Raw genomic sequence first — 26,510 nt, 5'->3', positions numbered from 1 at the left:
ATAATGATTAGTCGTTAACTCTAAACTGGCTCGATAGCAAATCTATCGAGCCCGATTTTTTTAGAACAGATCGATTTGTTAGAACTGATAACCAAACGACAAAGATACCGTTCTAGGATCGCCATAGTAAGCAATCAATGTATTATCTCCACCTAACCCAGGAGTGTACAAACTTATATCGGTAGGATCAGAAGGGTCAGGCGTTACGAATTGATAACCACCAATTTTATACTCTTCATCGGTTAAGTTTTTGATATGTAATCCAACGGTTAAGTTACTCGTATTGCTGTACCAGTTAACGCCTAGATTAACTAAACCATAACCGTCTTGCGTCAGTAATGAATCTTCTTCAAAGAGTACGTAGTCGCCTCGATAGTAGTAACCACCGTTCACAACAAAGTCTCCCATAGACGATTCAAATACATACTTTGCATTTAAGTTCATGGTCAGGTCAGGCGTGTTGGCAATCGTAAATCGATCCGACTTGTCGAACGGAAGTCCAGTATTCGGATCGGTATCGATAACTTCTTTAAAGTCTGAGTCTATGTATCCAAACGCAGCTTCTAAGGTCAAGTTGTCAGAAGCAACATAAGTTAATTCAGCCTCTAGACCCGACGCTTCAGAAAGACCGATATTACCTAACCGTTGATTTAAGTCAGCGGCATTATCACCAGGTAAAACAGAGATATACTGACGATCTTTATGCTCTAACATAAACAAAGTTACGTTGGCACGAAAGTTATCACCCCAATCACTTTTCATACCGACTTCAAATGAATTAACAACTTCTGGATCGGCCGCTGGTTCGGCGGTTGATGCTCGCGGATTAAAGGTACCTGACTTAAAGCCCTCGGCATAGCTGGCGAAAAGCATAATATCGTCACTGTATTGATACTCGACACCTATGCGAGGAGTAAAGCGAGACCAATCATCCGAGTCGTTAAGAACCACAGGAACCAGTTCTCCCGCAGGACGAACATAACCAGGCACCCAACCGCTGTACGGATAAACCGTAGCGAACACAAGTCCATTACGCACTACGGCGGCTTTTTCATCTTTGGTATATCGAATGCCTGCGGTCATCGACCATTGTTCATCTAAATCAAACGACGTCTGGGCGAAAACTGCATTGCTTTGCGAATGACTGCAACCTGAAACCTCTCGTGTCAGACTTGGCAACGATAATGATTGACCATACTCTTCTAAAATGGCATCAAACACACCACAAGATTCAGCGTTGTAATAGTAGTATCCCGCGACGACTTTTAAGCCATCGGTACTGTAATTGTATTGCAACTCTTGAGTTTGTTGCTCATCATCGTATACCGCAGGTACATCAAATATTCTTAATGCCGTATTATCAAAATCGATATTGGTCGGCGAGTAATTTTCACGCGATGCGACGATGTATTTAATCGATGAATTTTCATCGATTAACCATTCACTGGTTAAGCTAAACCCTTCTACTTCGACCTTGTTAAAGGTAGGCAAGCTGGTATAAGAGTCGTATACACTATCAGGTACTGGAGCATTGGTTAATAAGCTCGGTAATAAGCGATAACCGCCTTTAGCGTTTGAATCATCGACCGTTTTATCCCACTTTGCTCGGAAAAATAAACTTTCTGTTGGTCGATACTCCATGGTTAATCGAGTAGCCGCCACATCTTTATGATAATTTTCTAAATCTTGACCGGGTAAATCCAATTCTAAAAATTCACCAAAACCGTCTCGATTGAGTGACGCCGCACCAAAGCCTACGTAAAAATTGCTGGCGACCGGAATTTGACCCGTCACCTTAACGTCGCGTTGATTAAAACTTCCGATGGTTGCGCGAGCACCAAACTCTGCATCGCCGGTCATTTCTATCGTTACATACTTAACGGCACCGCCGATGGTATTTTTCCCGTACAAGGTTCCTTGTGGTCCGCGCAATACTTCAACACGCTCAATGTTTAGAATATCTAAAACGGCGCCTTGTGGTCGAGCGATGTAAACATCGTCAATATAAATACCAACACCTGGCTCATAACCCCATAAAGGATCTTGCTGACCAACGCCTCGAATAAATGCTGTCATTGTCGAGTTGGTCCCGCGACTTTTTTGCAATGTGGTGTTGGGCGAAAAACGTTGTACTTCAGTAATCAGCTCGACACCATTTGCCTCAAGCTCAAGATCGCTTAACGCGGTAATTGCAACAGGCACTTCCTGCAGATTTTCAACTGAACGACGAGCTGTGACAGTCACCACTGGAATTTCGGCTTTCTTAACTTTCTTATCCTTCTGGTCTTCTTGTGTGTCTTCAGCAGCGAGCACACTTCCTGAGCAGATAGTGGCTACTGATAACGCCAATACTTTCCAGCGAAAAGACTTATTATTCATATTATTTACCTTTTACGAGTCCTAGTTTAACGGATACTCGCCACCTTACCGCAACAAGTTAAAGAAAGAATCAGTACCATAGTACTATAGGACTTACACCCGCCTTATAGCAGACTCTCCGTTGCCTATTGAAACATACATCCAAGGAAATTCAATGTTAAGTCTGATTGGGTTAATCGGTGGTCTGCTGTTACTCATTGTATTAACGATACGTGGTATGAATTTATTGATCGCTGCTCCTCTGTGCGCACTCGTGGTTGCGCTAACCGGAGGACTCGACTTACTAAGTCTCAGTGATACAGCCTTCGTCAATCAGTATATGGGTGGCTTTGCTGGCTTTGTTCAATCTTGGTTTTTAATGTTTTTACTCGGCTCACTATTTGGCAAAGTCATGGAAGACACTGGCTGCGCGCAAAGCGTCTCGCACTATTTGGTGGAAAAACTTGGAGCAAAGTACGCGGCGCTCTCTATTGTTTTATCTTGTGCCATTTTGACCTATGGTGGCGTCAGCTTATTCGTGGTTGCCTTTTCAGTTTACCCAATGGCACTCGCGTTGTTTCGAGAAGGCAACCTGCCGCGACGATTCATTCCAGCGACCATGGCATTTGGCTCGGTCACCTTTACGATGACTTCAGCCGGCTCACCAGAAATTCAAAATTGGATCCCTATTAAATATCTAGGCACCGACCATCTTGCCGCATGGGAAGTCAGTTTGGTCGTCGCATTATTCATGGCCGCGTTCGGATATTGGTGGTTAACCTTTATGATCAAACGAGCCCTTGCTCGAGGTGAAAGTTTTGACGCCCGAGCTCACGATCCAAAAGAGCGAGAAAAGAGTTTGCCACACCCAGCAAAAAGCTTGTTACCTTTATTAGTCGTACTCATTGTTTCGTTTATCTTTCATGACTCACTGAAACAAAACGCCTTGATACTCGCATTGTTAGCCGGAAGCATTACCGCTTGGATCACTAACTTAAAATTTGTCCATAATTTAAATCATGCTCTTGGCGAGGGAACCACAGGCGCATTATTAGCCATTGGAAACACGGCCGCAGTGGTGGGTTTTGGCAGCGTAGCTAAAGCCTCTCCAGCCTTCGCAGTGGCGGTAGAAACCATGACCTCAATTCCAGGCAATGAATTACTCGGCGCGGCACTGGCAGTCAGCGCAATTGCTGGACTTACTGGTTCTGCCTCTGGCGGACAAGCCATCGCTCTGCCAGTACTTGCTCCCCATTACATCGATGCGGGCGTCAACCCCGAACAATTGCATCGCGTTGTCGCCATTTCGTCTGGAGCGCTCGACTCACTACCGCACAATGGCTATGTAGTCACGACCATTAGAGCTATTTGTGGCGAAACACACAAAGCTGCTTATGGGCCGATGGCAGCGCTCACAGTCATCACGCCCCTTCTCGGTTTAGCGCTTGCATTAGCAATATTTATTATTTAAGTTAAGTACATCAATAAACCGACGAAAAGAAAACTTATAAGACCAAGTTAGTTAACCAATAAAGGCGATGAAATCTTTTTTAACTTATCGCCTTTTATTCGGTTTAACGCCTTCTTATTTCGCCAAAACGATGAGCCTGTCCATTGATATCTAGCTGGTTAATTATTGCTTGTTCTTTAATCTACATCGCACTTTTGTTTGCGATTGCCTATATCTTTGAGCGCCGTAAAACCACAGCCAAACACAATACCTGGGTATATTCTCTATCGCTTGCTATTTTTTGCACCAGCTGGGCGTTTTATGGCACCATTCAACAGGCAGCAAGTACGGGGTGGTTTTTTGCACCAACTTATGTTGGCGCGATTTTATTAATGTTTTTGGGTTGGCGTTTTTTAAGTAAGTTAGTCAGCGTCGGACAACATAACAATATCACGTCAATCTCTGACTTTATTTCTTCTCGATATGGAAAGTCTCAGCGATTAGCTGGCACTATCACCTTTATTGCTTTGGTCGCCTTAGTTCCTTATATCGCGCTCCAATTAAAGGCTTTAACAACCTCTTATACGTTGTTAACAGCCCCAAGCGTATTGCACCAATCATCGACACAAAACTTATATCAAGATGCAGCGCTCTACATCAGTCTATTAATGGCCTTATTTGCGATTGTTTTTGGAACCAGACGCGTTGATGCAACGGAACATCAAACCGGAATCATACATGCGGTGGCTTTTGAGTCGATCGTCAAATTGATCGCATTTATTGCACTGGGTATTTATGTTTGTTATCACTTTTTTGATGGCGTTAGCGATGTATTAGATAAAGCGCAAAGTATTCCAAAGATTCAATCCAATTGGCAGCAAAACTATTCTCCGATGCTTTTTTGGACTCATACATTGCTTGGTCTGCTCGCGATTTTCTGCTTACCCAGACAATTTCACGTACTTGTCGTAGAGAATAAAGACGTGCACGACGTAAAGCGTTCTCGGTGGATATTCAGTAGCTATTTACTGCTCATTAATATTTTTATTCTTCCTATCGCTGTCGCGGGTTTAATTTATTTCAATCATGAAAGCGTATCGGCTGATACTTTTATTCTGGCCTTTCCACTCAGTGAAGGTTCTGAGTTATTTGCCTTAATCGGCTACATTGGTGGTTTTTCAGCGGCCACGAGTATGATCATTATTGTCAGTGTTGTACTCAGCACCATGATCTCTAACGATATCATTTTGCCCTTAGCGATTCATTTTAAGTGGTTGAAAAATAGTCCCACACAGAATTTACAAAAGTGGCTATTAAGAATAAGAAGAGCCATTATCGTTGGTTTACTGCTCCTCGCTTTTATCTATTATCGAACCATTGCCAGTGCCTTTGAGTTAGCCTCGATAGGTTTATTGTCGTTTTCATTAGTAGCACAATTCGCACCTTCTATTATTGGCGCTATTTACTGGAAACAAGGAAATAAAGTAGGCGTTATCGCTGGCTTACTGGTCGGGATTGCAACCTGGATATATTTACTCCTCATTCCATCTTTAGCGACATCAGGCTATTTAGAGCAATCCGTATTGCACGAGCCTTGGTTTGGTATTGAATTTCTAGCACCAGGATTTTGGCTCAATGGTTCAATATTTGATTCGTTAACCTTAGGAGTCTTCTGGTCGCTCGCGCTCAATACGTTAACCTTTATATTTGTCTCTTTAAATGTTAAGCCGTCAGCCAGTGAAAAACTGCAAGCGCTGCAGTTTGTTGCACCTAGAGAGCTCACCGGACATGAAGAACAGATCTTTATTGAGAACAAAGTGACGCTCAAAGATTTGTTCAATCTGAGCGAGCGTTTTATCGGTGAAAAAAAGAATAAAGAGTTTATTCAACAACACTATGGCAATAACTCTCGCCGATACTTCAGTTCGACCATAGCCACCGTTAAAGATATTGAACTGTGTCAAAAACGGTTAAGCCGAGTCATTGGGGGATCATCTGCGCAAATCGTAATGGATACCGTTACCGGCAAAAAGAAAATGCCATTGCACGATGTGGTCGATATTGTTGATGAAGCATCGCAGGTCTTTACCTTTAACAGAGAGCTACTGCAGTCGGCCATGGAAAATATTAGCCACGGTATTAGCGTAATCGACCGAGATTTAAAGCTGGTGGCTTGGAACAAACAATATCAACAATTGTTCCACTACCCCGACGATCTGCTTACCGTTGGCCGTCCTATCGAAGATCTCATTCGCTTTAATGCAGAACAAGGATTATTCGGTGAAGGCGATCAAACCCACCAAGTCCGTAAACGACTTAACTACTTAAAAAATGCAGCGCCGCATACCTTTGAGCGCAAACATAATCAAGGCAAGGTTTTAAAAGTTCAAGGCAACCCAATGCCAGGAGGTGGCTTTGTAACGGTTTTTATCGATATTACTGAACTGCGACAGAAGCAAGAAGAGCTAGCAGAAATCAACTCATCTTTAGAAGAACGCGTCAGTCAGCGAACTTATGAACTTTTAGAAATTAATCAAGAACTTGATCATGCCAAGCACGAAGCTGACGAAGCCAATCAAAGTAAAACCCGCTTTTTAGCCGCCGCCAGCCACGATATTTTACAACCGATTAACGCGGCTTCTCTGTTTACCCAGGCGTTGCTCGAACAGCAAACTGAAAAGCCGATCGAGCAGCAACTAAAGATGATTAAAAAATCGCTATTGTCAGCCGATGAGTTGCTCAGTGACCTACTAGACATCTCTAAAATGGACGCAGGAGTAATTGAAGCTCGCATCGATTCTTTTCCGCTACAAAAGCTGTTTAATCAACTTGCCGCTGAGTTTTCAGTCATCGCAAAAAAGAAAAACATCCAGTTACGGGTTAGTAAAACCACGGCTTTGGTGAGCAGTGACAGTCAGTTACTAAAGCGCATTTTGCAAAATTTTCTAAGTAATGCCATCCGCTACACTCGTGAGGGAGGAAAAGTGTTACTCGGTGCTCGGCGTCGCCAAGACTCCGTCGAAATTCAAGTATTAGATAACGGCATTGGCATTGCTCCCGATAACCTATCCGCCATCTTCGAAGAGTTTACGCGCGCCGATCCTCACTCCTCGGCGCCCGGTCACGGCTTAGGGTTAGCCATTGTTCAACGATGTGCCACATTACTCGAACATTCAATCACAGTAGACTCAAAGCTGGGAAAAGGCAGCTGTTTCGGACTGTCATTACCGACTCAAGGGTTTCAAAGCGTATCACTGGATAATGAACAAGACACGATAGAATTGTCTGAAAAATCCATGTTTCATAATAAAGTCGCTCTTTGCATCGACAACGACGAGTCTATTCAAATGGCCATGCAGCAGTTGTTAGAGCAATGGGGTTTCAAAGTACATGTCGCGTCATCAAAAATTGAAGCCATTGAAATGGTCGCTGCCTTAAACATTGATATTTTATTGGTCGATTACCACCTCAATAACGGTGAACGGGGCATAGACGTCATTGAATCCATCCACGAAAGCCATTGGGTACCAGCCGTATTAATTACCGCTGACCGAAGCCAAGAAGTTAGCCAGGCTGCAATTGAGCTCGATATTCCTATCGCCTACAAGCCAGTTAAAGCCTTTCGTTTAAGAACCTTGTTGAAGAAAATATTGCTGTAGTTCATTCAAGACTGGAACCTATTCAATGGCCAACAACGCTCTAGTATGCTCGTTAGATTGATAAGCTCGTTCGCTCAACATCGAAACATGAATAACGATGATATGGGTACCGTTAAATCGATCCCTTTAAATCGATCCCTTTAAATCGATCCCGTTAAATCGACACTTGCGACTCAGTTACCTGCTGATAAATGATCCCGGCTTGAGTACGGTTATAAACATTTAACTTTTTAAGAATGGCAGAAACATGTTGCTTGATGGTTGTTTCTTGTATATTCAAATCAAACGCAATTTGCTTATTGAGCTTTCCGTCAGCAATCATAGCCAACACCCGCTTCTGCTGCGGCGTCATATTGCTGATCGTTACAAGATGCACGTCTTTTAATTCACCGTCATCAACGTCTTCATCCCAAAACTCTCCCTGCTCGAGCACTTCATTGAGCGCTTGGTTAAGCTGTTCCATAGAAGATGACTTAGTGATGAAGCCAGCCGCGCCGAGGGCTTTGACTTCGCGACGAGTTTGCCGATCATCGTGGCCAGAAATAACCACAACGACGACCTCTGGAAACTCACGGCATATGTCGGCTAAATGCAATTTGCCTTGTTGGCCCGGCATATTAAGGTCGATCAATGCGATATCGAAGTCTTTTTCGCGTAAGCGAGACAGCGTGTCGGGATAGTTTTCTGACTCGGTGATTTGAATCGACATGGGATGGAGCGATAAGGTCTGAACCAACGCCGAGCGAAACAATGGGTGGTCATCGGCCACTAAAATAGTCAAATCTTCCATCGAACAGTCCTATACAACAAGACGAATAGCTAAGATCTTACATTCTGAATAAGCCGCTGCCAATGCGCAATAGGTTTTAAACTGTACTTTGGTACTAATCTGTGACGACCAGCCAAACATTTCGATCTCCGTATAATTCGATCGCCGTATAATTCGATCGCAGTATAAATTGATGGCCAACACCTAGAATTACCAATCCCATCAAAAGATCACTCAGTGGGAATATGCCATCCCGCTAAAAAGCTCATTGAGTAACATTTTTGTAATAAAATTACAGCTTTTTCGCTATAACCAACGGATCAGAGTACCATTTCGGCTTATCAAAAATTCGTTAAAGATCCACTAAGCTACTGTTTCTACTTAGAATCACTGGTTATTTGGCGAAATAAATCTCAATATTCATTCAGTTAAACGCTGGATATGTGAAAGTAAATTACAACACAAGTTAACTTAACTCACTGTTTTTCTTCATTTTTTTCCCATAAAAATCTCGATTTACACTTTTTAACCTGATACAATCGCGCGCACTTTTTAGCCTAATCGAAATCTAATCGCCCGAGGAAGTAGTCACATGTCACAAGCTAAGGTGCATTTAAATTTATCCACTGATGAACTAGTAGCCAAAGCAGTGGAGCGCGGTGAGGGTCGGATTGCCAGTAATGGTGCCCTTGCTGTAGAAACTGGAGAAAGAACCGGACGTTCACCAAACGACCGATTCATTGTTAAGGAAGAGACCACCGAAAACGACATCGACTGGGGCAATGTTAATCGTCCTTTTGACGAAGACAAATTCAATGCTCTTTGGGATCGAGTTGAAACGCATTTAGAAACTCAAGAAGAATACTTTCAGTCAAAATTGCATGTTGGTGCTGGCGATGAATACTTCTTACCGGTCAATGTAAAAACCGAAACCGCTTGGCAAAACCTTTTTGCTCGTAACTTGTTCATTCGTGTCGAGCAATACAACCAAGACAACCGCCCAGAGTGGCAAATATTAAACGCCGCGGGCTTCCGTTGTGACCCAGAGCGCGACGGTACCAACAGTTATGGTTGTGTGATCATCAACTTCAAACAGCGTAAAGTTCTCATCGCTGGTATGCGCTACGCTGGTGAAATGAAAAAGGCCATGTTCTCGGTTCAAAACTTCTTACTTCCGGCTAAAGACGTACTACCAATGCACTGCTCAGCAAACACTGACGGTAAAGGCGACGTTACTTTGTTCTTCGGACTTTCAGGTACCGGTAAAACAACGTTATCAGCCGATCCAGAGCGTTTCTTAATCGGTGACGATGAGCATGGTTGGGGTGAAGGCACCGTTTTCAACATTGAAGGTGGATGTTATGCCAAGTGCATCGATTTAAGTGAGAAAAACGAGCCTGTCATTTGGAATGCCATCAAGCACGGCACCATCATTGAGAATGTTGTGCTGAACGACGAAGGTGAGCCAGACTACACCGATGTTTCTCTAACTCAAAACTCACGCGCAGGATATCCTCGCGATCACATTGAACTTAAAGTTGACGAGAATGCGGCCGGTGAACCAAATGCCATTATTTTCTTAACTTGTGACTTAACAGGCGTACTTCCTCCGGTTTCCATTCTTAGTAAAGAAGCCGCGGCTTATCACTTCTTAAGTGGTTACACGGCTAAAGTTGGTTCAACAGAAATTGGCTCAACAGCAGCCATCGAGTCAACTTTCTCAACCTGTTTCGGAGCACCTTTCTTCCCTCGCCCTGCGGGTGTTTATGCTGAGCTTTTGATGAAGCGTATCGACGCTAATGACGCAAAAGTTTACCTAGTGAATACAGGATGGACAGGCGGTCCTTACGGAGACGGCGGCAAACGTTTCGATATCCCAACAACTCGAGCGGTTATCAACGCGATTCAGACAGGTGCATTACGCAACGTCGAAACTCAAGAAATCCCTTTCCTCAATTTGCAAGCACCGGTTGCGGTCGAAGGTGTAGCGCCAGAACTTCTGGATCCTAAGTCAACTTGGGAAAAGCCAGAAAATTATGACGAAACAGCTCAAGAGCTTGCAAAACTGTTTATCGAAAACTTTAAAAAATTCGAAGTGTCTGACTCAATAGTCAATGCAGGTCCCAAGCTGTAATCAATTTCGAAAGTTTTCGATAAAGGGGAGCATCTGCTCCCCTTTTTTTATTGGTCTCATTAAAAGCATCAGGTTAAACACTTTAGCCAGTGGACACAAAATTCTGGTACATCATTTAACGAATTAATTGAATAATACGTATCATCTCCATGAGTAAATCATCTTTGTCTTGTAGTACTTGATCAACATCGAGATTAAATAAAGCCAGTGACGATAATGGCGGATCTTCAATGGTTTTTTGGTTGCGCAAAATTCGACTGACCCAGCGCGCAACACTGATTAAATGCACATAGATGTTCTGCTGATCATGGGTCTCAACACTCATTTCACCAGCCATAATAACGCGACGCAATGTTTCAGGTATTCGCCACCGTTCGAGGACTCGACCGGCTAATTGGTATTGGCCATAGAGGATCAGCGATTTCTGTTCTTTTTCAGATAACTTATGGCTCGGACTTTGCGATAACCAACTTAAGATGACCAAAGCACCTACGTTGTGAAATAAGCCTGACAACAAGGCCAAAGATGAGTCTTCAATGCGATACTTTTTAGACAATGCGTAAGCAATTCCGGCAATTTCTAGACTTCGATTTCGGACAAAGTTTGCCACGCTTTCAACGCGCTTGAACCGCTTATCATTAAACAATTGCGCCAAACAATGATTGTAAATGGTACTACGGATAACATTCATGCCTAAGCGCTGCATTACTTTTAAAAGCGACTGCTGCTCTGTGTTTAATCCATAAGCCGCAGATTGCGCTATGGCGAAAATACGGTTGGCTAAAACCGGATCGGTATGAGCGAGCTGAGCTAAATTTCTTATTGAAGAGTCTGGTTTATCGAGCGCTTCTCGCAGCTTTACAAGGTTTTCTGGGAAAGAAGGAACACGAAGGCGGCCATCATCGATCGCTCGCTTGATCGTCGCGACTAATGCGTGGAAATCAGGCCCTGTTTGACTTTTCTTTTGAACGCCTTGCTCATTAATCTCATGACTCAAAGGAAGATCCCCAAAATAGCCCAAAGACATCGCTACGACGAATAGATCATTTTCGTCATCGCACCAAACTCTTTAAAATTTAGCAAATATAAATCGATTTGCTCAGTTTTTTGCTAAATTGGGGAGACTCATTGAAAATTTGCGACTTTTTGACAAAATATCACTCAGAATCGCGGTCGCTAGAATTGTTTTGATCAGAATTGCTAGGAACAGAATTGCTTTGACCAGAACCACTATGAACAGAACCGCTGCCCAAAGAAGCAGTATCAACATCTGAGTGCACGATCGCGATGGCTTGGCCGTTCGGCGCAATGGCTAACCGTGTAATGTCTTGGATTGATTCGGGCAGCGTCACATCGATAAGGCGCCACTGCGAAGTAGCCGCATCTAGGTAATACAACTGCTTTCCATCGCTGCTAATGAATCCTAGATTCCTATGCCAAGCAAAGTCTTCTCGATCGGCCATGAGTTTTGCCAATAGAGTTACTGCGTCAGTCGATGCTTGGTAAGACGCAAGATACATCCCATCGGATTGGCGTTGAGCAAAGAATACTTGTCCGGCATTATCAGCGATTAACGTTCGACCAATGTCTTTAGCAACCACGCGTGACTTACCACTTTCACGATCGAAAAGCACTAACTCATGCGGCTCTGCCAATCGAAACATCATCAGTTGCGACGTCGATAGCCAAGCGTGATACCCAACAGGTTCTACCGCCCCACTCACTTTTTCCACCGCTTTACCAGAGCGATAAATCCATAAGGTTTGCTTTCCGTTATCGGCAACCACCGTTGAAAAAGAATCAGGACCCAACGGAGTTGGAGAATATTCACTGACGTTTGTTCGAGTTAACGCAGTCACTTTATGGTTCAATAAATCAAGACGATAGATATCGGTCTGCTCTCCATCTTGTCGAGTAAAGAGCAAGCTATTGGATGATTCAAAATACGGCTGATTATCGTAGCCCTTTCGTGCGATGACTGTTTGCATAAATTCCGCGCTAAAAGGCTTCATGGTTTCTGTTGTCGACGTTGAAGTCTGTGCTTTCGCTTCTACCAAATTGGCAAGCACTTTAAGGAGAGAAATATCGGTACCGGGAATTGCTGACACCGTCGACATGAACGAAAGGCTAGCAACCACAACACTGAGTCTAATGAAACTGCTTACTAGGCGGATATTAAAACTCAGAGTAGCAAGTTTATATCGAATTAGCCTAATCATCATTATCGCTCTCTCCTGCTTTTCGTTCTAAATTATTGGTTTTTTCATAGTGACCGCATAACAATGAACTTGTTCACCAGCGCGCAGATTACCCACACCTTTTTCTAGCCGCGCGAGTCTTGGCTCATAATCAAAAAACTCACTCTGATGTTTTACATAGTGCCAAACTCGCTCCGAGATCAATAATTCACCGCCTTGACCCAAAGACTCTAACCTAGCGGCAAAGTTTACGGCTTCACCTGACAGGTCGGTTTGCTCGGTAATCTCATTGTATTGCAAAACTACCTCGCCAAGATCCATTCCTATGCGACAAGGAAATCCCGCTGCATCCAGTACGCTTTTTATCATACTGGCGCACGCCACTCCAACGGCTGCATTTTGAAAAGTTGCACGAAGCGAATCGCCTTCCATATTTGGATAGCTCGCTTTCCAACGTTTGAGTATCGGCTGCACAAGCCCTCTGAATAAGGTTAACTTCTCGGTTAACTCGTCTCCCTTCCAGCGCGAAAAGCCTTTTAGGTCGAGTAACATAATCGTGAACATGCGCATTTTGCCGGCTTCGGAATCGGCAGCAAGCTCAAGTAATTGCGGCCAAAATTGATTTTTAACCTGCGCTAAACTCTCTTTAAACTCAGTCAACAAACGACGATCGTTACGCATTGCAATTTGTGCTGCCAATAAATGACTGGCTTCTTCTTTGAGATCTTGTTCAAGTTGTTTCGCGTTCATACCGCCGGTGTCTTGCACCACAATGCTGACTCGACTGCCGCCTGCCTCTTCTCGAATACTTTTGACACGAAGTTTAATTCCCCAATGTCGAGCTTCTAAATGTTCAACCAAAATCGGCAGTGCACTCAATTCATGAGGTGCAATATACTTATCGTATCGTAAATCTATCACGATAGATTCTGAATAAAGCTTTTCAAACTCATGCAATCGATAGCGTGACGATATCAGTCCTTCTTTATCCCAAAAAGCATGTTCACAACGAACATTTTTAATCGACCACCCTTTATTCTTGACGTTAAAAAACTTACAACCAGTCATGGTTGCATTATCGAAAATCGCGCCTTCTAATTCACTGTTTCGTAGATCACAGTTCTCGAGCTTCGCGCCAGCAAAATTACTACGCACAAGTGATTTGTTGGACAAATCGGTTTCGGTGAGATCCGCTTCTTTGAAAAACGCACCTTGAAGCAAACTGTCGGTCAAAATAGCTCTGGTTAAATTAGCACCTTGTAAATTACAGTCTTCTAACGACGCTTCGGTTAAATCAGCTTGTGATAAATCAGCCTCAGCAAAGTTCATCCCTTTCAAGTTCTGTGAACGCAAAATGGAACCAGACAACTTGGCTTTACGAAAGTCCATACCTTGTAGTGAGTGGCCAGAAAAATCGACGTAAGAGAAGTTCGTGTGCGTTAATTGCGCGGTTAAAAATTTTGCGCCTTTCAAGTGCGCGAGGGTTAAGTCGGCATGCGCTAGTTCTGCCGCAATAAACTTGGCTGACTCTAAATTACAAAATCCAAATTTACTGTGCTGTAGATTAGCCGAAATAAAGTTCGCATGACTTAAGTCTGACTTTGAAAAGTTGCAATAAGATAGATTAGCTTCAGAGAAGTCGTAACCTGAAAGATCCTTATTCGAAAAATTATGTCCAGATAAATTAATTGGTACTGAGGCATTGGCTTCTCTCCATTCGTTCCAAGCCGACTGCCCCATATCGATCAATTCTAATAATGAATTTACTTCCATGCAATTTACTCCAAATCGCCAGCTACTTTATTGCATCAATGGCATCACGAACGTATTGTGGCAACGCGAACGCTGCCTTATGCAACTCAGGGTTGTAGTAACGTGTTTTAATCCCGCTGCTCTCAAATCGTTGACGAATATCAGCCACCTCTTGCTGACGTAGCGTCGTATCATCAGTCGCCCAAGCTAACGTCATTAGTCCACCGATATAGGTAGGTACGGCTGACGTGTAAAACGTTTGATCTTGATACAGCGCACCCATACGTTTCGTCGTATTAATCACTTCGTCTAATTGCATGTAACAAACACCGTTTTGAGTCACCATAATTCCACCATCGTTTAGACGCGCTTTTGCTAAACGATAGAAGTCGTTGGTAAACAATACTTCTCCAGGACCCACCGGATCAGTTGAATCAGAGATAATAATATCGAAGGTTTCCGTTGCTTGTTTGACGTAGTCCATACCGTCGGCAATCACAATCTCGGCTCTCGGATCATCGAAGGCACCATTTGAATGCTTAGGGAAATACTCTTTGCACATGTCGATAACCGACTGGTCGATTTCTACTTGCACCACTCGTTCAACGTTGGAATGCCGAAGTGTTTCTCGCAGTATACCGCCATCTCCACCGCCAATAATTAAAACTGATTTAGGTGAACGATGGGCCATAAGCGGCACATGGGTTAGCATTTCGTGATAAATAAATTCATCTTTCTCGGTGGTTTGAATGATCCCATCGAGGGCCATCACCCGACCAAAATGGTCATTATTAAAAATAATGAGATGTTGATGATCGGTTTTGTGTTCGAATAGAACTTCCTTTACCTCAAAGTATTGACCATAGGTAGGATATAAAACTTCTAAATAACGCTCTGACATGAGTTTGTCCGCAAATGCTCTGAATTGACGCTATTGTAATGAAATTCAAAGAGAAAATATAGCGATCAGTCGCGCTATTAGTCCAGCCTACTCCCGCCCATCCGTCATAAGTCGATACACCAGGTTACTGCTCAGGCTGGCGACGAAATGAAGCGTATCTGTAGATATTTTAATTTGTGATTTGCGCGCTATAATGCATCTCATCAGTATTATTAATTGTCTTAAAACACACTGGCGTATTGCCCAACAGCTGACTCACTGAGGATCTCTATAGAAATGAGCACACTAGCCTCTTCACCGGATCATTCGCTTTACTCCAATGCGTTTGGTTATCTGCGACAGCCGCTCAACTTCACCCCCGATCAAAGCAATGCCGATGTTGCCATCTTGGGCGTTCCTTTCGATATGGCGACCACGGGTCGCTCAGGGGCCAGAATGGGTCCTGGAGCAATTCGACAAGCATCGACCCATTTAGCTTGGGAAGAACAACGTTGGCCTTGGGATTTTAAACTCAGCGATCGTCTCTCTATTATCGACGTGGGTGACTTTATTTTTGCACCCGGAGATGCCGAAGCATTTACCCAATCGCTTGCTGAGTTTGCTTATTCGATTATTCAAGGAGGCAAAACCTTACTGAGTTTTGGCGGTGATCACTTTATTACTCTGCCATTACTAAGAGCACACCATAAAAAACATGGTGAGCTGGCCATGATTCATTTTGATGCGCATACCGACACCTACTCGGCAGGCTCTCGGTTCGATCACGGCACTATGTTTTATCACGCGCCAAAAGAAGGCTTAATCAGTGCACAACACAGCATTCAAATTGGTATTCGGACTGACTATACCAAGCAAGATCACCCCTTCACGGTCATTTCAGGCGTCGATGCAAATAACTGGAGTACCGAAACCATTATCGACACGATTCGCCAAAGAATTGGTGATCGTCCGGTCTATGTTACTTTCGATATTGATTGTTTAGATCCGGCGTTTGCTCCCGGCACAGGCACACCCGTCTGTGGAGGAATCAGCAGTCATAAAGCACTCGAAATTATTCGCGGGCTTCAAGGAATCAACCTCATCGGAATGGATATTGTTGAAGTGGCCCCGTCTTATGACAACAGCGAAGTCACCTCATTGGCTGCGGCAACATTAGGGCTTGAGTTATTGCACGTATTAACGACGCGCCCTGAAATGAAATAAACCATCGTTTTAGTAAAGACAATTGGTTTTGAATGACTTTGATTTTGTAAAAGAAGTTTTTTGGAAAACATGACTGTTTTAAAACAGTACCGTTTTTAAAACAATACCGTTTGTAAAACATAACCTTTGGAAAACACAACCTTTGGAAAAAAATATGACGCATCCGTTTGAAACTTTTCGTGAAAAACGTCTGGCTGGTAATGAAAAAGCTTTAGACACTGATAACCTATTAACTAAACGGTTTTTCTCACTGGATAAGCAAGCGTATGGCGATGGCGCCCTGGACGCAAAAACAAAAGAGCTACTAGGACTTGTCGCATCAATGGTTTTACGTTGCAATGACTGTATTGATTATCACTTAGAAGGTGCAGTAAAAGCGGGTTACAGCAAAACGGAAATCGACGAAGCGATGGGCGTTGCGATGCTCGTGGGTGGCTCGATTGTTATTCCACATCTAAGACATGCCGCAGAGTCGTTAGAGTTTTTATTTCAAGAGCAACAACAAACGAAATAATTACCAGGCTAAATCCGCTTCACAAACCAAGTACATCTTTGACAAAGGGCACGGTTATTTTTCTTTGGGAAATGAGTGAAGCGGTGTCTAGTTCATCAAGAGCCTTCATTAAATGATTTAAGTCTCGAGAACTTCGGCTCAACATAAATTGTGCGACTTCAGATCCTAACGCTAGCCCTTTTGCAGCAGCCTTTTGTTGCAAGAGTACCTGTTTATCATTATCTGACAGTGGTTGCACTTTAAAAACAGTCATCGCCGTTAATCGAGACTTTAAGTCCGCTAATTGAATGTCGAGTTCTGCCGGAGGCAACTCTGCGGTAATAATCAACAAACCATGACGATCTTTAACTCGATTATACAGATGAAAAATAGCTTCTTCCCAATCTTTATGGCCGACAATAACTTGAATGTCGTCAATGCAGACAACCGAAAACTGCTCCATTCCATCGACCATCGCTGGCGCTAGCCCTGGTTCTTGCAGTGGAAGAAAAGCCACTTCTGAAAAACGGTTACCTAGAGCTTGCAGTAAATGAGACTTCCCACAACCTTGTTCACCCCATAGAAATACCAACTCAGATGCATCAAGTTTTAAATGCGTTAAAAAGTCGATCAAAAAATGATTTTTACCAATCAAATAAGAAGCAAAATTGACTTCTTGATCTAAGCGAATATTTAAGGGAAGCTGCTGCATGCGATTAATGGTTCACTTTTAGTCAGGTTGCTCAACGAGTGCTCGACTCATCGTTATTGGATGCGTCACTCTTTTTTAAAGAGCTATTTTTCTCTGAAGAACGACTTTCTTCTAAAGAATGACTCTTTTCTAAAGAGCCATTTTCTTCTGAAGAGCTATCATTTTCAGACAAGTTAGAATCACCCACCAAAACTTCCGAATCACCTCTCTCGCTGTCGATCTCTTGATCCGTTACCTCGATCTGAGCGAGCAAGTCACCGGGCACTTCACCATAAAGCACACTGTTAATGTATCGGTCATGGCCATGCCGCAATAACACCATAATGATTGCAGCGACTGGCAATGCTAACAACACACCTAAAAACCCAAACAGTTGACCTCCGGCTAACACCGCAAAAATAACAGCGACTGGATGCAAGCCAATTTTATCGCCAACCAACAATGGCGTTAAAACCATACCTTCAAGCATTTGACCAATCGCGAACACCAGCGCAATCCAAATTAATACTTGAGGATCACCAAATTGAATCAATGCAGCGACGACCGCGAAAATAATTCCGACGATGAATCCAAGATACGGAACAATGCTTGCTAAACCAGCAATCATACCAACGAGCAAAGCCAAGTCTAAACCGACAAAGTAAAGTCCAACTGCATAGATAACGCCTAATGCCAACATCACCATGAGTTGGCCTCTCACAAATGCGCTCAATACTTCATTGCATTCAGAGGCAAGCTTTTTGACCACTGGCTCAACATGTCTCGGAAACAGGTTTGATGTTTTTGCCACTAAAATGTCCCAGTCGCGCAACAAATAAAAGGTGACCACCGGAATTAACACCAAGTTTCCTAACCAAGCAAACAAAGCTAAGCTAGACGATGAGATTGACTTCATCACACTGGCCATTAAGCCTGCATTGCCAGTCAGTTGCTCTTTGATCGTTTTTTCAATATCAGCGAGCTCAAAGCCAGCGCTCGACGAGCCCAAGTGACTCGAAAGCCACGGGTAGACTTCGGTTTTAAAATACTCGACGGCGACCGGCGTTTTCTCAGCAACTAATTCAAACTGTTGTTTCAACAATGGGACCATCATTAAAATGGCCGCAAAGCCAACCAAGGTAAAGACTAAAAAAACTACTATCACGGCCATCGTACGATTGAAGCGTCTTTGCTCCAACCAATCGGCCAACGGATCGCCTAAATAAGCAAAGGTTGCCGCTAGAAAGAACGGCGTTAAGATAGGACTTAAAAAATAAATAAACGCAGAGATTGAAAGAATGACGCCAAGCCACCACCAACGCTTTAGATCCGCCATTTTCAATCTCCTTTTAAATGATTATTTTCATCTGGATAACTTTGTTCACCGCTCTGAGACTTAGCAACCTTGGTGTTAGAATGAATATCTCGATTGCGATGAAAACGGCCACCCCACAATAATATATAGTGGGTTCCGCTGATAACCGTTGAGGCATAGACAACCATTTCTAAAGTCAGCATGTACCAATCGGGTAAAGTGTACCACCCTAAAGACACCAATACTGACACGACAAACAGTATTTGAAAAAAGGTATTACCCTTCGACAGTCGACTTGGCTGCATGTCGTAAGGCCCAAGCGCGCGATGATAGACCACGGCTCCAGTGACTATGATTAAGTCTCTCAGTGTGACGAGTCCGAACAACCACCAACTTATTTCACCGTTCAAACTTAACATCAGCATCGTGGATACCAAAAGTAGCTTATCGGCTAGGGGATCAAGAATCGCTCCAAATCGTGTTTTCCAATTAAATCGCTTGGCAAGAAAACCATCGATTCCATCGGAAAGACCGGCAAAAAAGAACAGCCACAATGCCCAGTAGTATTGTGATTGCGCCAACAAATAAATCAGAGGTGCGACCAAAAGCACCCGCAGAACGGTAATAATATTGGGTATTTGTCGTAGCATTAAGGGCGCCATCGATAGACCAAAAGAGTCTCTAATGCTTTGGCGATGGGATCAGGTGTTGCCAAACCATTCAAATCGACCGTTGGTACATTGTTTGGGCCACTTGCCTGCGTCGGATTTGTTGGGTTCGCTGAGTTATTGTTGGGTACAACAGAACTCGTTGCTCCAGCAACAACCGCTTCATTGGCTTGCGAAGTTTGAGGGTCAAGCCCACCCATCGTTGGCTTAGGTAACCCTTCTTCATTCATCCCTTTTGTATCGATACCCTCTTTAAAGCTAATATAGCGATACGCCTTTTCAATCGTTGCGGAATCGGTCACCGGCACTAACTTATCGTCTAAACTGATGGCTTGCTGCAACGACTCAACTTCACCCACCAAATCGACTGCTAGTAAAACTGAGCGACCTTTTGCCGCAACCACTTCAACTTTTCGAATCGCCGATAAGCGCTCTAAATAATTAAGCATGCTGCGAAATGAGTAGTAGCTACCTATGTCTTGAATTAACAGCTGTTGTTGATTGTTATTCGAATAAGACTCGGTCACGCAATATACATCACACAGAGATTCTCCCAACCAGTCAATCAATTGCTCAACGACTTGAACGTCTGTCTCGGCTGAGAAATCTTCGAAGAACTGACGTTCACCGATTTTTAGCAAATAACGCCCCTGCCACTGACCATCGTCTTCAATTAATCGACCTGCCACCACGACATCGCTGCCATAACGTTGCGAGGCGTTAATGATTGGATCGGCAAAGCGACCCCATATATCACTGACCGATATCACCATTTCATCTTCAAGATCCATCAGCGGAAACAATACAGGGAGTCCACGGCGTTTTGCCTGAGTTTCAATTAAACGCTTTACGGGATCATCATTGGGAGTGCTCGAGCTGACCACCTGCCGATTCGGCTGATACTCGTGGGCCATCCAGACCAAGGTGACGGGAATACTGCCGCTCCACATAGGAACCGCAGAATCTTGCAGTAACCGGCGAACCGAATTGGCATCAAACGACACAACGAGCAACAAAGGCGTTACGCCCGTTTCTGGGTCACGCTCTCCATCTCGGTACTCGTAAGTTCGAATATAGGTTGCAACCTTCTTAAAGCTCTCTTGCACATAAAATGCCTCGAGCGCTCGTCGCGTACCGCTGGCACGAATAATCACTTCGCGAAAAGCCCGGATCATGGCCGTTTGCTGAGCCGATTGAGAACGATCAGCCACTTCTACAGCGACTGAAAATCGCTCACTCTGCGCAGCGGCGTCGATCTGACTGCTGAACAAGAATACGACCAAGCTTAAAAAAATTACGCGCATGCAGCACCTTAAAAAATAATAACCTCAATATAACCGGTTATCATAATCGAAGGCACCCTAATTACCAAGCTTAGTCGCGATTTAATCTGACATTTAATCGGTAAAAATCAATAGCTTGAGAGTCTAATCACGTTTTAACCCAGAGTTGGCGATGAGCACTGACTCATCGCTCAGCTTGCCAAGTGAGCTCGAGACACTCACTGGTCCATGCGATTCGAATTACAATACCCAAACCTCAACTCGTCGATTCAAGGCTTTTCCTTGTTCCAACTGATTGTTTTCTATTGGTAAAAAGCCGCCTTGCACCACCCATGGCTCAACTTCCGCGGCTTTCAACGCCTGCTTAATGGCATCGATCCATTGCGTCATTCGTTGGGCACTTTGCTTGGACATTTTAGGATCATCCCAAAACCCAGCTAAAACGAGACGATTATGCGGATTTTGTTGCTGGTAGCCGATCAATCGCGATAAATCACGCCGCGTCTTCGCATCCATCTCCGCTTGTTCTAAGCGCAAAGTTACCGACAAACGCCGACCATACATTGCCAGATTCGCGTATTCCCGCGAGAGATCGTGCGTTTCGAGACGGGGCCGACTGGTGGTCGGGAAAAAGGAAATCAAATCCGCCTCACTGGCAAGCTTTTGGCCTTGCTCGTGCGTTGCAAACTCAATAAATGCTTTAGCTAAGGCAATATCTTGCTGAGGCGGATAATACAAATACAATTTTCGCGATAACGGGTAGTCTTCTGTACCTATGGTGTATTTGGTGGGCGCGATGCCATCGGCTCCTTGAGCGCTTGCAATAGATACCACTTTCGTTTCAGCCGTATGAGAAATGCCGACAAACCCTATTGCTCCGGCATTGCTAAGAACTTGATCGGCTAACGCTTTCGATGATTCATAGCGACCTGCTGAGCTAATTAGTTTTCCTTCGAAAGGTTTTAGTACCAATGACTTGAATGTGTCGTAGGTCCCTGAATTATCATCTCGAGCCAATACCTGAATGGGTAAATCAGCGCCGCCAAGGTCTTGCCAATTGGAGACTTGACCGGAATAAATTTGCGCCAGTTGCTCCAATGTTACGCTGTTCACCGGATTGTCTGGATGAACAATGATCGCCAGCGCATCGTAGGCAATAATGTGTTCAAATTCTGCTAACTCTAAGCCTGGAAATTTAGTGTTCAAATCGTCCAGTTCTTGAGCCTTTATTTTACGCGAAGACATGGCTAAATCGGTTTTACCTGCAATTAAATCTTTAAAACCGGTACTCGAACCATGACTTTGTAAATCAACGACGACTTGTCGCTTAGTGCGAGGATCACGGGCAATAATTTTTTCTCAACCGAAACCTCGCCGGCATGAGTATCGATGAGAACAAAGCCTTGCTGTTTTAAAAAGCCATCGATCAATAAGGGAGCGTATTTTTCACCAACCGTATTCGATCCATGCAAACGTAAATCAATCGATTCAGCATTCGTCCAAGTGACCGATATCGCTAGAAGAGCTAACTTCGTTCGAACGATTATTTTGTTGATTAAACCATCGATCTTTTTTGCTGGCCGTTCATTAAAACGAGAGATATCCACTTTAAGTATCTCATTAAGAAAAGTATTTAAGGTTGTTACTAAGGCATTAGCCATCACTCTCTCCACGTTACCCGTTTAAGTTAAAACTTAATCAGGATTTAAACTCAGTCTTAGTTTAAAAATCAGCGCGCACTATATGTCTGAAATATGACAGATTGATGTCAGTTTTGTGTTGATATAATCAAACGGAATGTTGGCATGAGTTTAACGAAAAAATATGACGATTTTGCAACCGTTCATAAATTAATTTTTTTGCAGGTTGATGAGGGGTTGTTTTTTATTCAGGGCGCTCGTTAAGTCGGATCTTTTTCGTAGATCCAAATGCGTCCTGCTCCTCGCCGCTTGGCCAGTATTAATGCTTGCTCAGCTTGTTCTAATAGGTAAGAAGGGTCATGTTCATCAGAGGGCAAATCAGAACTGATGCCAATACAAATGGTGTACTCAATAGCATTACCATCTTTGTCATGAATTTTTAATTGCTCACTTTCATTGGCTATTTTTTCAGCTAACTGATCGGCATAAGTCAAGGGTGTATGTGGCAAAATTACCACAAATCGATCGGCATTAAATCTCGCGATCCAATCGGTATCGCGTTTGGCGATCGAAGAAATAACTTCGGATAATTGTCGAATCGCTTTATCACCCGACAAATGACCGTACAAATCATTAATGCGCGTAAAACGATCAATATCAATCACCAACAGACTCAGAACTGACTTTTGACGAATGGCTCGTTTGCTCTCTCTTGGATACTCGAGGTTAAAAAACCGGCGATTGTATGCGCCCGAAAGCGCATCAATGGTATTTAACTGTTGTAACTGTTCATTGGCTCGCGACAATGCAGTCGATTGGTCATCCACTTCTTGTTGTAATTTCGCAGAGTAATTTTTTTCTAACGCGAGCGCTTCGTCTTTTTTCTCTAACAACACTTTCGTCTGCTCAGCAAAGGTGGAACTTTGGTAATAAAAATAAACAATCAATTGAAACACAGCAGCAAACTGCATTAATCGTGCGATCACGGGTTCCCAATAAGCGACACCTATTTTACTTAACATGAACAAGGCACCCGAAAGAAAAAACGGAGTCCAAGAAATTAAATAATATTTTCCTTCTCGACTTCCACGTCGCCATAACCGAGCAGCGACCACCGTAAAACCTAAACAAACAACGGCGGCATAAACCATAATGGTAACGACCGCGATGGAGTAACCGAACAACAATAAAAACAGCAACCATGCAAACGCAAAAAACTGAAGCCCTCTTAGCCAAGGATAAGCTCGAGGTAATTGCCCTTTGATGTTCATCACTTGAATCCCAAGCCCCACTGGTTGCCACAAACATAAAAATCAAACAATAAACAATGACGTCTCGTGCCAATCCACCCAGTTCGCCCCAGAGGTACAAGGTTCCTGTTCCAGAAATCGACATAAAGAACAGCACAATGCTAATGCCACTCAAAGCGTACCAAAGAGTAAAAGTATTGTGATTAATGAAATAGTGCGTCAATTGTGAAATGACTAACGATAGAATCAAGCCATAGAACAACATTTCAAACGATATGTTGCTGCGTTGTTGCGCACTGAACTCGCGTGATTGCCAAACATTCACCGGCCAGTGCACCGCTGTTTCGGTCGTCATGCGAAACAAGATTAAGCCATTGGACTGAGGAGGCAACACCACAACCGCACTGGGTACGGTGGTTAAGGTTAATCGTTTACTCGGTGAAAACAGATTTCCACCACGATAATGTTGCTCTTGACTATCTTTGGTAAACACAAAGATATCCACTTCATCGATGATTGATGCCTCGATACTGACGAGTCGATTGATCCATTCATCCGATGAGTTTCTCAGTGGAAGCAATGCCCACATAATCCCTTCTTGGTAGCCAAACGAGGGAATTTCTGGCTTCCCCCATCGCTGCCAATTTAAACTACGATTCGCATTCAATGTTATAACGGTGGTTTGAGGTTGGGGGCCAAGATGCTTAAAATTTAAACTATCTTTAATATCATTTAAGGTGAGATCGGCACCTGGGTCACGCAGTAAATATAGCGCTTGCCACGCCGATTGCTTTGGCTCATCAAGTATTTGTAGTGGCCGCAGGTCAACCGCCCCTGCCTGTTGAATCAAAGCGACTAAAATGACTGCACGAAAGAACTTGGTGAGCAATGAACACCCCTTTTTTGTTTTCTTAGCAGTATAGTCGAGTAATTACGGGTTATCCTCCTCGTCTCGAACAGTTTTGCGTGATAAAATAGCGCCAAATTTTTTTGCGAGAATCTAACTGTGTCTGAACAAACCAACAAACCTTCTCTAAGTTATAAAGATGCTGGCGTCGATATCGATGCAGGAAACGCTCTGGTTGAACGCATTAAAGGCGTCGCGAAGCGCACTCGTCGGCCTGAAGTTATGGCTGGCTTAGGCGGCTTCGGCGCTATGTTTGAACTTCCGTCAGGCTACCGTGAACCCGTGTTGGTCTCAGGGACCGATGGCGTGGGAACCAAACTTCGATTGGCCATGGACGCAGGCATTCATAACACCATTGGTATCGACTTAGTGGCCATGTGTGTGAACGATTTAATTGTTGGTGGTGCAGAACCCTTATTCTTCTTAGATTACTACGCAACTGGTAAGCTCGACGTTGATATTGCTGCTGATGTCGTTGATGGCATTGGTAAGGGATGTGAACTTAGTGGATGCGCCCTGGTTGGCGGTGAAACAGCAGAAATGCCCGGTATGTATGAAGGTAGCGATTATGACCTCGCGGGTTTTTGTGTGGGTATCGTCGAAAAAAGTGACATTCTCGATGGCTCTAAAGTCGCGGCAGGCGACCACATCATTGCGTTAGGTTCAAGCGGCCCGCATTCCAATGGCTACTCATTAATTCGTAAGATTATCGAAGTGTCAGGTGCTGATCTAAGCATGAGCTTTGAAGGTACGACTTTAGGTCAAGCCTTACTTGAACCCACTCGCATTTATGTGAAGCCTTTGCTCGAGCTGATTAAGCAGTTTAGCGTACACGGATTAGCTCACATTACTGGCGGCGGTTTCCTAGAAAACATACCTCGTATTTTGCCAGAAAATACACAGGCTCGTGTTGATACTAAAAGTTGGCAGTTACCGCCGGTTTTTCAGTGGCTGCAAGACAATGGAAACGTTGAGTTAACTGAAATGTACCGCACCTTTAACTGTGGTGTTGGTATGATTGTTATTGTCCCTGCTGATCAAAGCTCTGCAGCGATTGAAGCCTTAAATCAAGCCGGAGAAAACGCTTGGTTACTTGGCCACATTGAAGCACAGCAAGGCGAACATCAAGTTGTAATGGCGTAGGACACAAAGCTTTATGAGTCAGCACGCCTTTCGCGTAGTGGTACTGATTTCTGGGGCAGGCAGTAATTTGCAAGCCTTGATTGACCAACAAACCAATCAGCAGTTGCCAATTGAGATCGTCGGAGTTCTAAGCAACCGCCCCAATGCTGGCGGCTTAAGCATTGCTCAATCGGCCGGTATCGCCACAGCGGTGGTCGATCACACAACTTTCGGCGACCGCCAGGACTACGACAACCAAGTCGCACAAGCCATTTTAACGTGGCAACCTGACTTGGTCGTCCTGGCTGGGTATATGCGCATCATGAGCGCCGGTTTAGTACGACAGTTTGAAGGTAAAATGATCAATATTCACCCTTCTTTGTTGCCCAAATACCCGGGCCTAAACACCCATAAAAAAGCCCTCGAAGCTGGAGATACTGAACACGGTTCCAGTGTTCACTTCGTTACCGAAGAACTCGATGGTGGACCGGTGATCGCGCAAATTAAGACACCAATAAACCATGACGACACGGAACAAACCTTGGTAGAACGCATCAAACGGCTAGAGCACACGCTTTACCCAAGGGTTGTAAAGTGGCTCGCTGAAGGTGAAGTGACTTATCGAGAAGGCAAAGCGTGGCGCAACGAACAACTTATCAAGGAACCACAACTCATCGAAGACTGAAGCGGTAAATCAGTCAACGCGGTTAATCAATA

The 26,510-nt window shown here is 43.9% G+C and carries 20 protein-coding genes and 1 pseudogene; 7 read left to right on the top strand and 14 right to left on the bottom strand.

Translation table 11 applies throughout. The annotated features are described in order from the left end of the window. Positions 1-78 precede the first annotated feature (78 nt). Complete coding sequence (locus Q9312_RS01190; RefSeq protein WP_309202693.1) at positions 79-2,379, bottom strand: TonB-dependent receptor; 2,301 nt, start codon at positions 2,377-2,379, stop codon at positions 79-81. 154 nt (positions 2,380-2,533) lie between these two features. On the opposite strand from Q9312_RS01190, the gene Q9312_RS01185 reads away from it, so the two are divergent. Then, on the top strand, positions 2,534-3,829 hold the full coding sequence (locus Q9312_RS01185) for a GntP family permease (RefSeq protein ID WP_309202692.1): 1,296 nt from the start codon (positions 2,534-2,536) through the stop codon (positions 3,827-3,829). A 143-nt stretch (positions 3,830-3,972) separates the two neighbouring features. Then, positions 3,973-7,467, top strand: coding sequence for a PAS domain-containing hybrid sensor histidine kinase/response regulator (locus Q9312_RS01180; protein WP_309202691.1), 3,495 nt, complete (start codon positions 3,973-3,975; stop codon positions 7,465-7,467). 154 nt (positions 7,468-7,621) lie between these two features. Here Q9312_RS01180 and Q9312_RS01175 read toward each other — a convergent pair whose 3' ends face one another. Beyond that, positions 7,622-8,257, bottom strand: coding sequence for a response regulator transcription factor (locus Q9312_RS01175; RefSeq protein WP_309202690.1), 636 nt, complete (start codon positions 8,255-8,257; stop codon positions 7,622-7,624). Positions 8,258-8,828: 571 nt separating this feature from the next. Here Q9312_RS01175 and Q9312_RS01170 point away from each other — a divergent pair. Next, complete coding sequence (locus Q9312_RS01170) at positions 8,829-10,370, top strand: phosphoenolpyruvate carboxykinase (RefSeq protein ID WP_309202689.1); 1,542 nt, start codon at positions 8,829-8,831, stop codon at positions 10,368-10,370. Positions 10,371-10,485: 115 nt separating this feature from the next. Here the strand turns inward: Q9312_RS01170 and Q9312_RS01165 are convergent, their stop codons facing one another. The 4 genes from Q9312_RS01165 to speE all read right to left on the bottom strand — a co-directional run bounded on the left by Q9312_RS01165 (position 10,486) and on the right by speE (position 15,221). Next, on the bottom strand, positions 10,486-11,367 hold the full coding sequence (locus Q9312_RS01165; RefSeq protein ID WP_309202688.1) for an HDOD domain-containing protein: 882 nt from the start codon (positions 11,365-11,367) through the stop codon (positions 10,486-10,488). Between the two features lie 160 nt (positions 11,368-11,527). Beyond that, positions 11,528-12,592, bottom strand: a complete 1,065-nt coding sequence (locus Q9312_RS01160; RefSeq protein ID WP_309202687.1) for a TolB family protein — start codon at positions 12,590-12,592, stop codon at positions 11,528-11,530. Positions 12,593-12,616: 24 nt separating this feature from the next. Further along, entirely contained in the window at positions 12,617-14,341 is a 1,725-nt protein-coding gene (locus tag Q9312_RS01155; RefSeq protein WP_309202686.1) for a pentapeptide repeat-containing protein, read from the bottom strand. Positions 14,342-14,363: 22 nt separating this feature from the next. Beyond that, positions 14,364-15,221 carry a polyamine aminopropyltransferase gene (speE, locus tag Q9312_RS01150; protein WP_309202685.1) on the bottom strand — a complete coding sequence of 286 codons (858 nt, stop codon included), beginning with the start codon at positions 15,219-15,221 and terminating at the stop codon, positions 14,364-14,366. Between the two features lie 276 nt (positions 15,222-15,497). Here speE and speB point away from each other — a divergent pair, with 276 nt between their 5' ends. Then, the gene (gene speB / locus Q9312_RS01145; RefSeq protein WP_309202684.1) at positions 15,498-16,424 is read left to right on the top strand and encodes an agmatinase; all 927 of its coding nucleotides are present in this window, start codon (positions 15,498-15,500) and stop codon (positions 16,422-16,424) included. Between the two features lie 154 nt (positions 16,425-16,578). Further along, entirely contained in the window at positions 16,579-16,938 is a 360-nt protein-coding gene (locus Q9312_RS01140) for a carboxymuconolactone decarboxylase family protein (RefSeq protein ID WP_309202683.1), read from the top strand. 19 nt (positions 16,939-16,957) lie between these two features. Here the strand turns inward: Q9312_RS01140 and hda are convergent, their stop codons facing one another. The 8 genes and pseudogenes from hda to Q9312_RS01100 all read right to left on the bottom strand — a co-directional run. Further along, a complete protein-coding gene (gene hda / locus Q9312_RS01135) occupies positions 16,958-17,629 on the bottom strand; it encodes a DnaA regulatory inactivator Hda (protein ID WP_309202682.1) in 672 nt (223 codons plus the stop codon). Between the two features lie 31 nt (positions 17,630-17,660). After that, complete coding sequence (locus tag Q9312_RS01130; RefSeq protein ID WP_309202681.1) at positions 17,661-18,944, bottom strand: AI-2E family transporter; 1,284 nt, start codon at positions 18,942-18,944, stop codon at positions 17,661-17,663. 2 nt (positions 18,945-18,946) lie between these two features. Beyond that, positions 18,947-19,573 (bottom strand): CDP-alcohol phosphatidyltransferase family protein, encoded by a 627-nt coding sequence (locus Q9312_RS01125; RefSeq protein WP_309202680.1) that lies wholly within the window; start codon positions 19,571-19,573, stop codon positions 18,947-18,949. Then, the gene (locus Q9312_RS01120; protein WP_309202679.1) at positions 19,573-20,895 is read right to left on the bottom strand and encodes a DUF2066 domain-containing protein; all 1,323 of its coding nucleotides are present in this window, start codon (positions 20,893-20,895) and stop codon (positions 19,573-19,575) included. Before Q9312_RS01120 ends, Q9312_RS01125 begins: the two co-directional genes overlap by 1 nt. A gap of 219 nt (positions 20,896-21,114) precedes the next feature. Next, positions 21,115-22,143 (bottom strand): substrate-binding domain-containing protein, encoded by a 1,029-nt coding sequence (locus tag Q9312_RS01115; protein ID WP_309204532.1) that lies wholly within the window; start codon positions 22,141-22,143, stop codon positions 21,115-21,117. Continuing rightward, on the bottom strand, positions 22,143-22,535 hold the full coding sequence (locus tag Q9312_RS01110; protein WP_309202678.1) for a hypothetical protein: 393 nt from the start codon (positions 22,533-22,535) through the stop codon (positions 22,143-22,145). Before Q9312_RS01110 ends, Q9312_RS01115 begins: the two co-directional genes overlap by 1 nt. Before the next feature lie 239 nt (positions 22,536-22,774). Beyond that, complete coding sequence (locus Q9312_RS01105; protein ID WP_309202677.1) at positions 22,775-23,785, bottom strand: GGDEF domain-containing protein; 1,011 nt, start codon at positions 23,783-23,785, stop codon at positions 22,775-22,777. A gap of 301 nt (positions 23,786-24,086) precedes the next feature. Continuing rightward, a pseudogene (locus tag Q9312_RS01100) lies at positions 24,087-24,614 on the bottom strand (7TMR-DISMED2 domain-containing protein); the annotation flags it as partial. A 156-nt stretch (positions 24,615-24,770) separates the two neighbouring features. Between Q9312_RS01100 and purM the strand changes: the two are divergent. Next, complete coding sequence (purM, locus tag Q9312_RS01095) at positions 24,771-25,814, top strand: phosphoribosylformylglycinamidine cyclo-ligase (RefSeq protein WP_309202676.1); 1,044 nt, start codon at positions 24,771-24,773, stop codon at positions 25,812-25,814. A 13-nt stretch (positions 25,815-25,827) separates the two neighbouring features. Beyond that, positions 25,828-26,478 carry a phosphoribosylglycinamide formyltransferase gene (gene purN / locus Q9312_RS01090; RefSeq protein WP_309202675.1) on the top strand — a complete coding sequence of 217 codons (651 nt, stop codon included), beginning with the start codon at positions 25,828-25,830 and terminating at the stop codon, positions 26,476-26,478. The last annotated feature ends 32 nt before the right edge of the window (positions 26,479-26,510 follow it).

The sequence above is a fragment of the Pleionea litopenaei genome, assembly GCF_031198435.1.
Lineage (GTDB): Bacteria > Pseudomonadota > Gammaproteobacteria > Enterobacterales > Kangiellaceae > Pleionea > Pleionea litopenaei.
The sequence above is the reverse complement of the archived record's forward strand: the minus strand, read 5'-3'. Positions and strand labels throughout refer to the sequence as shown.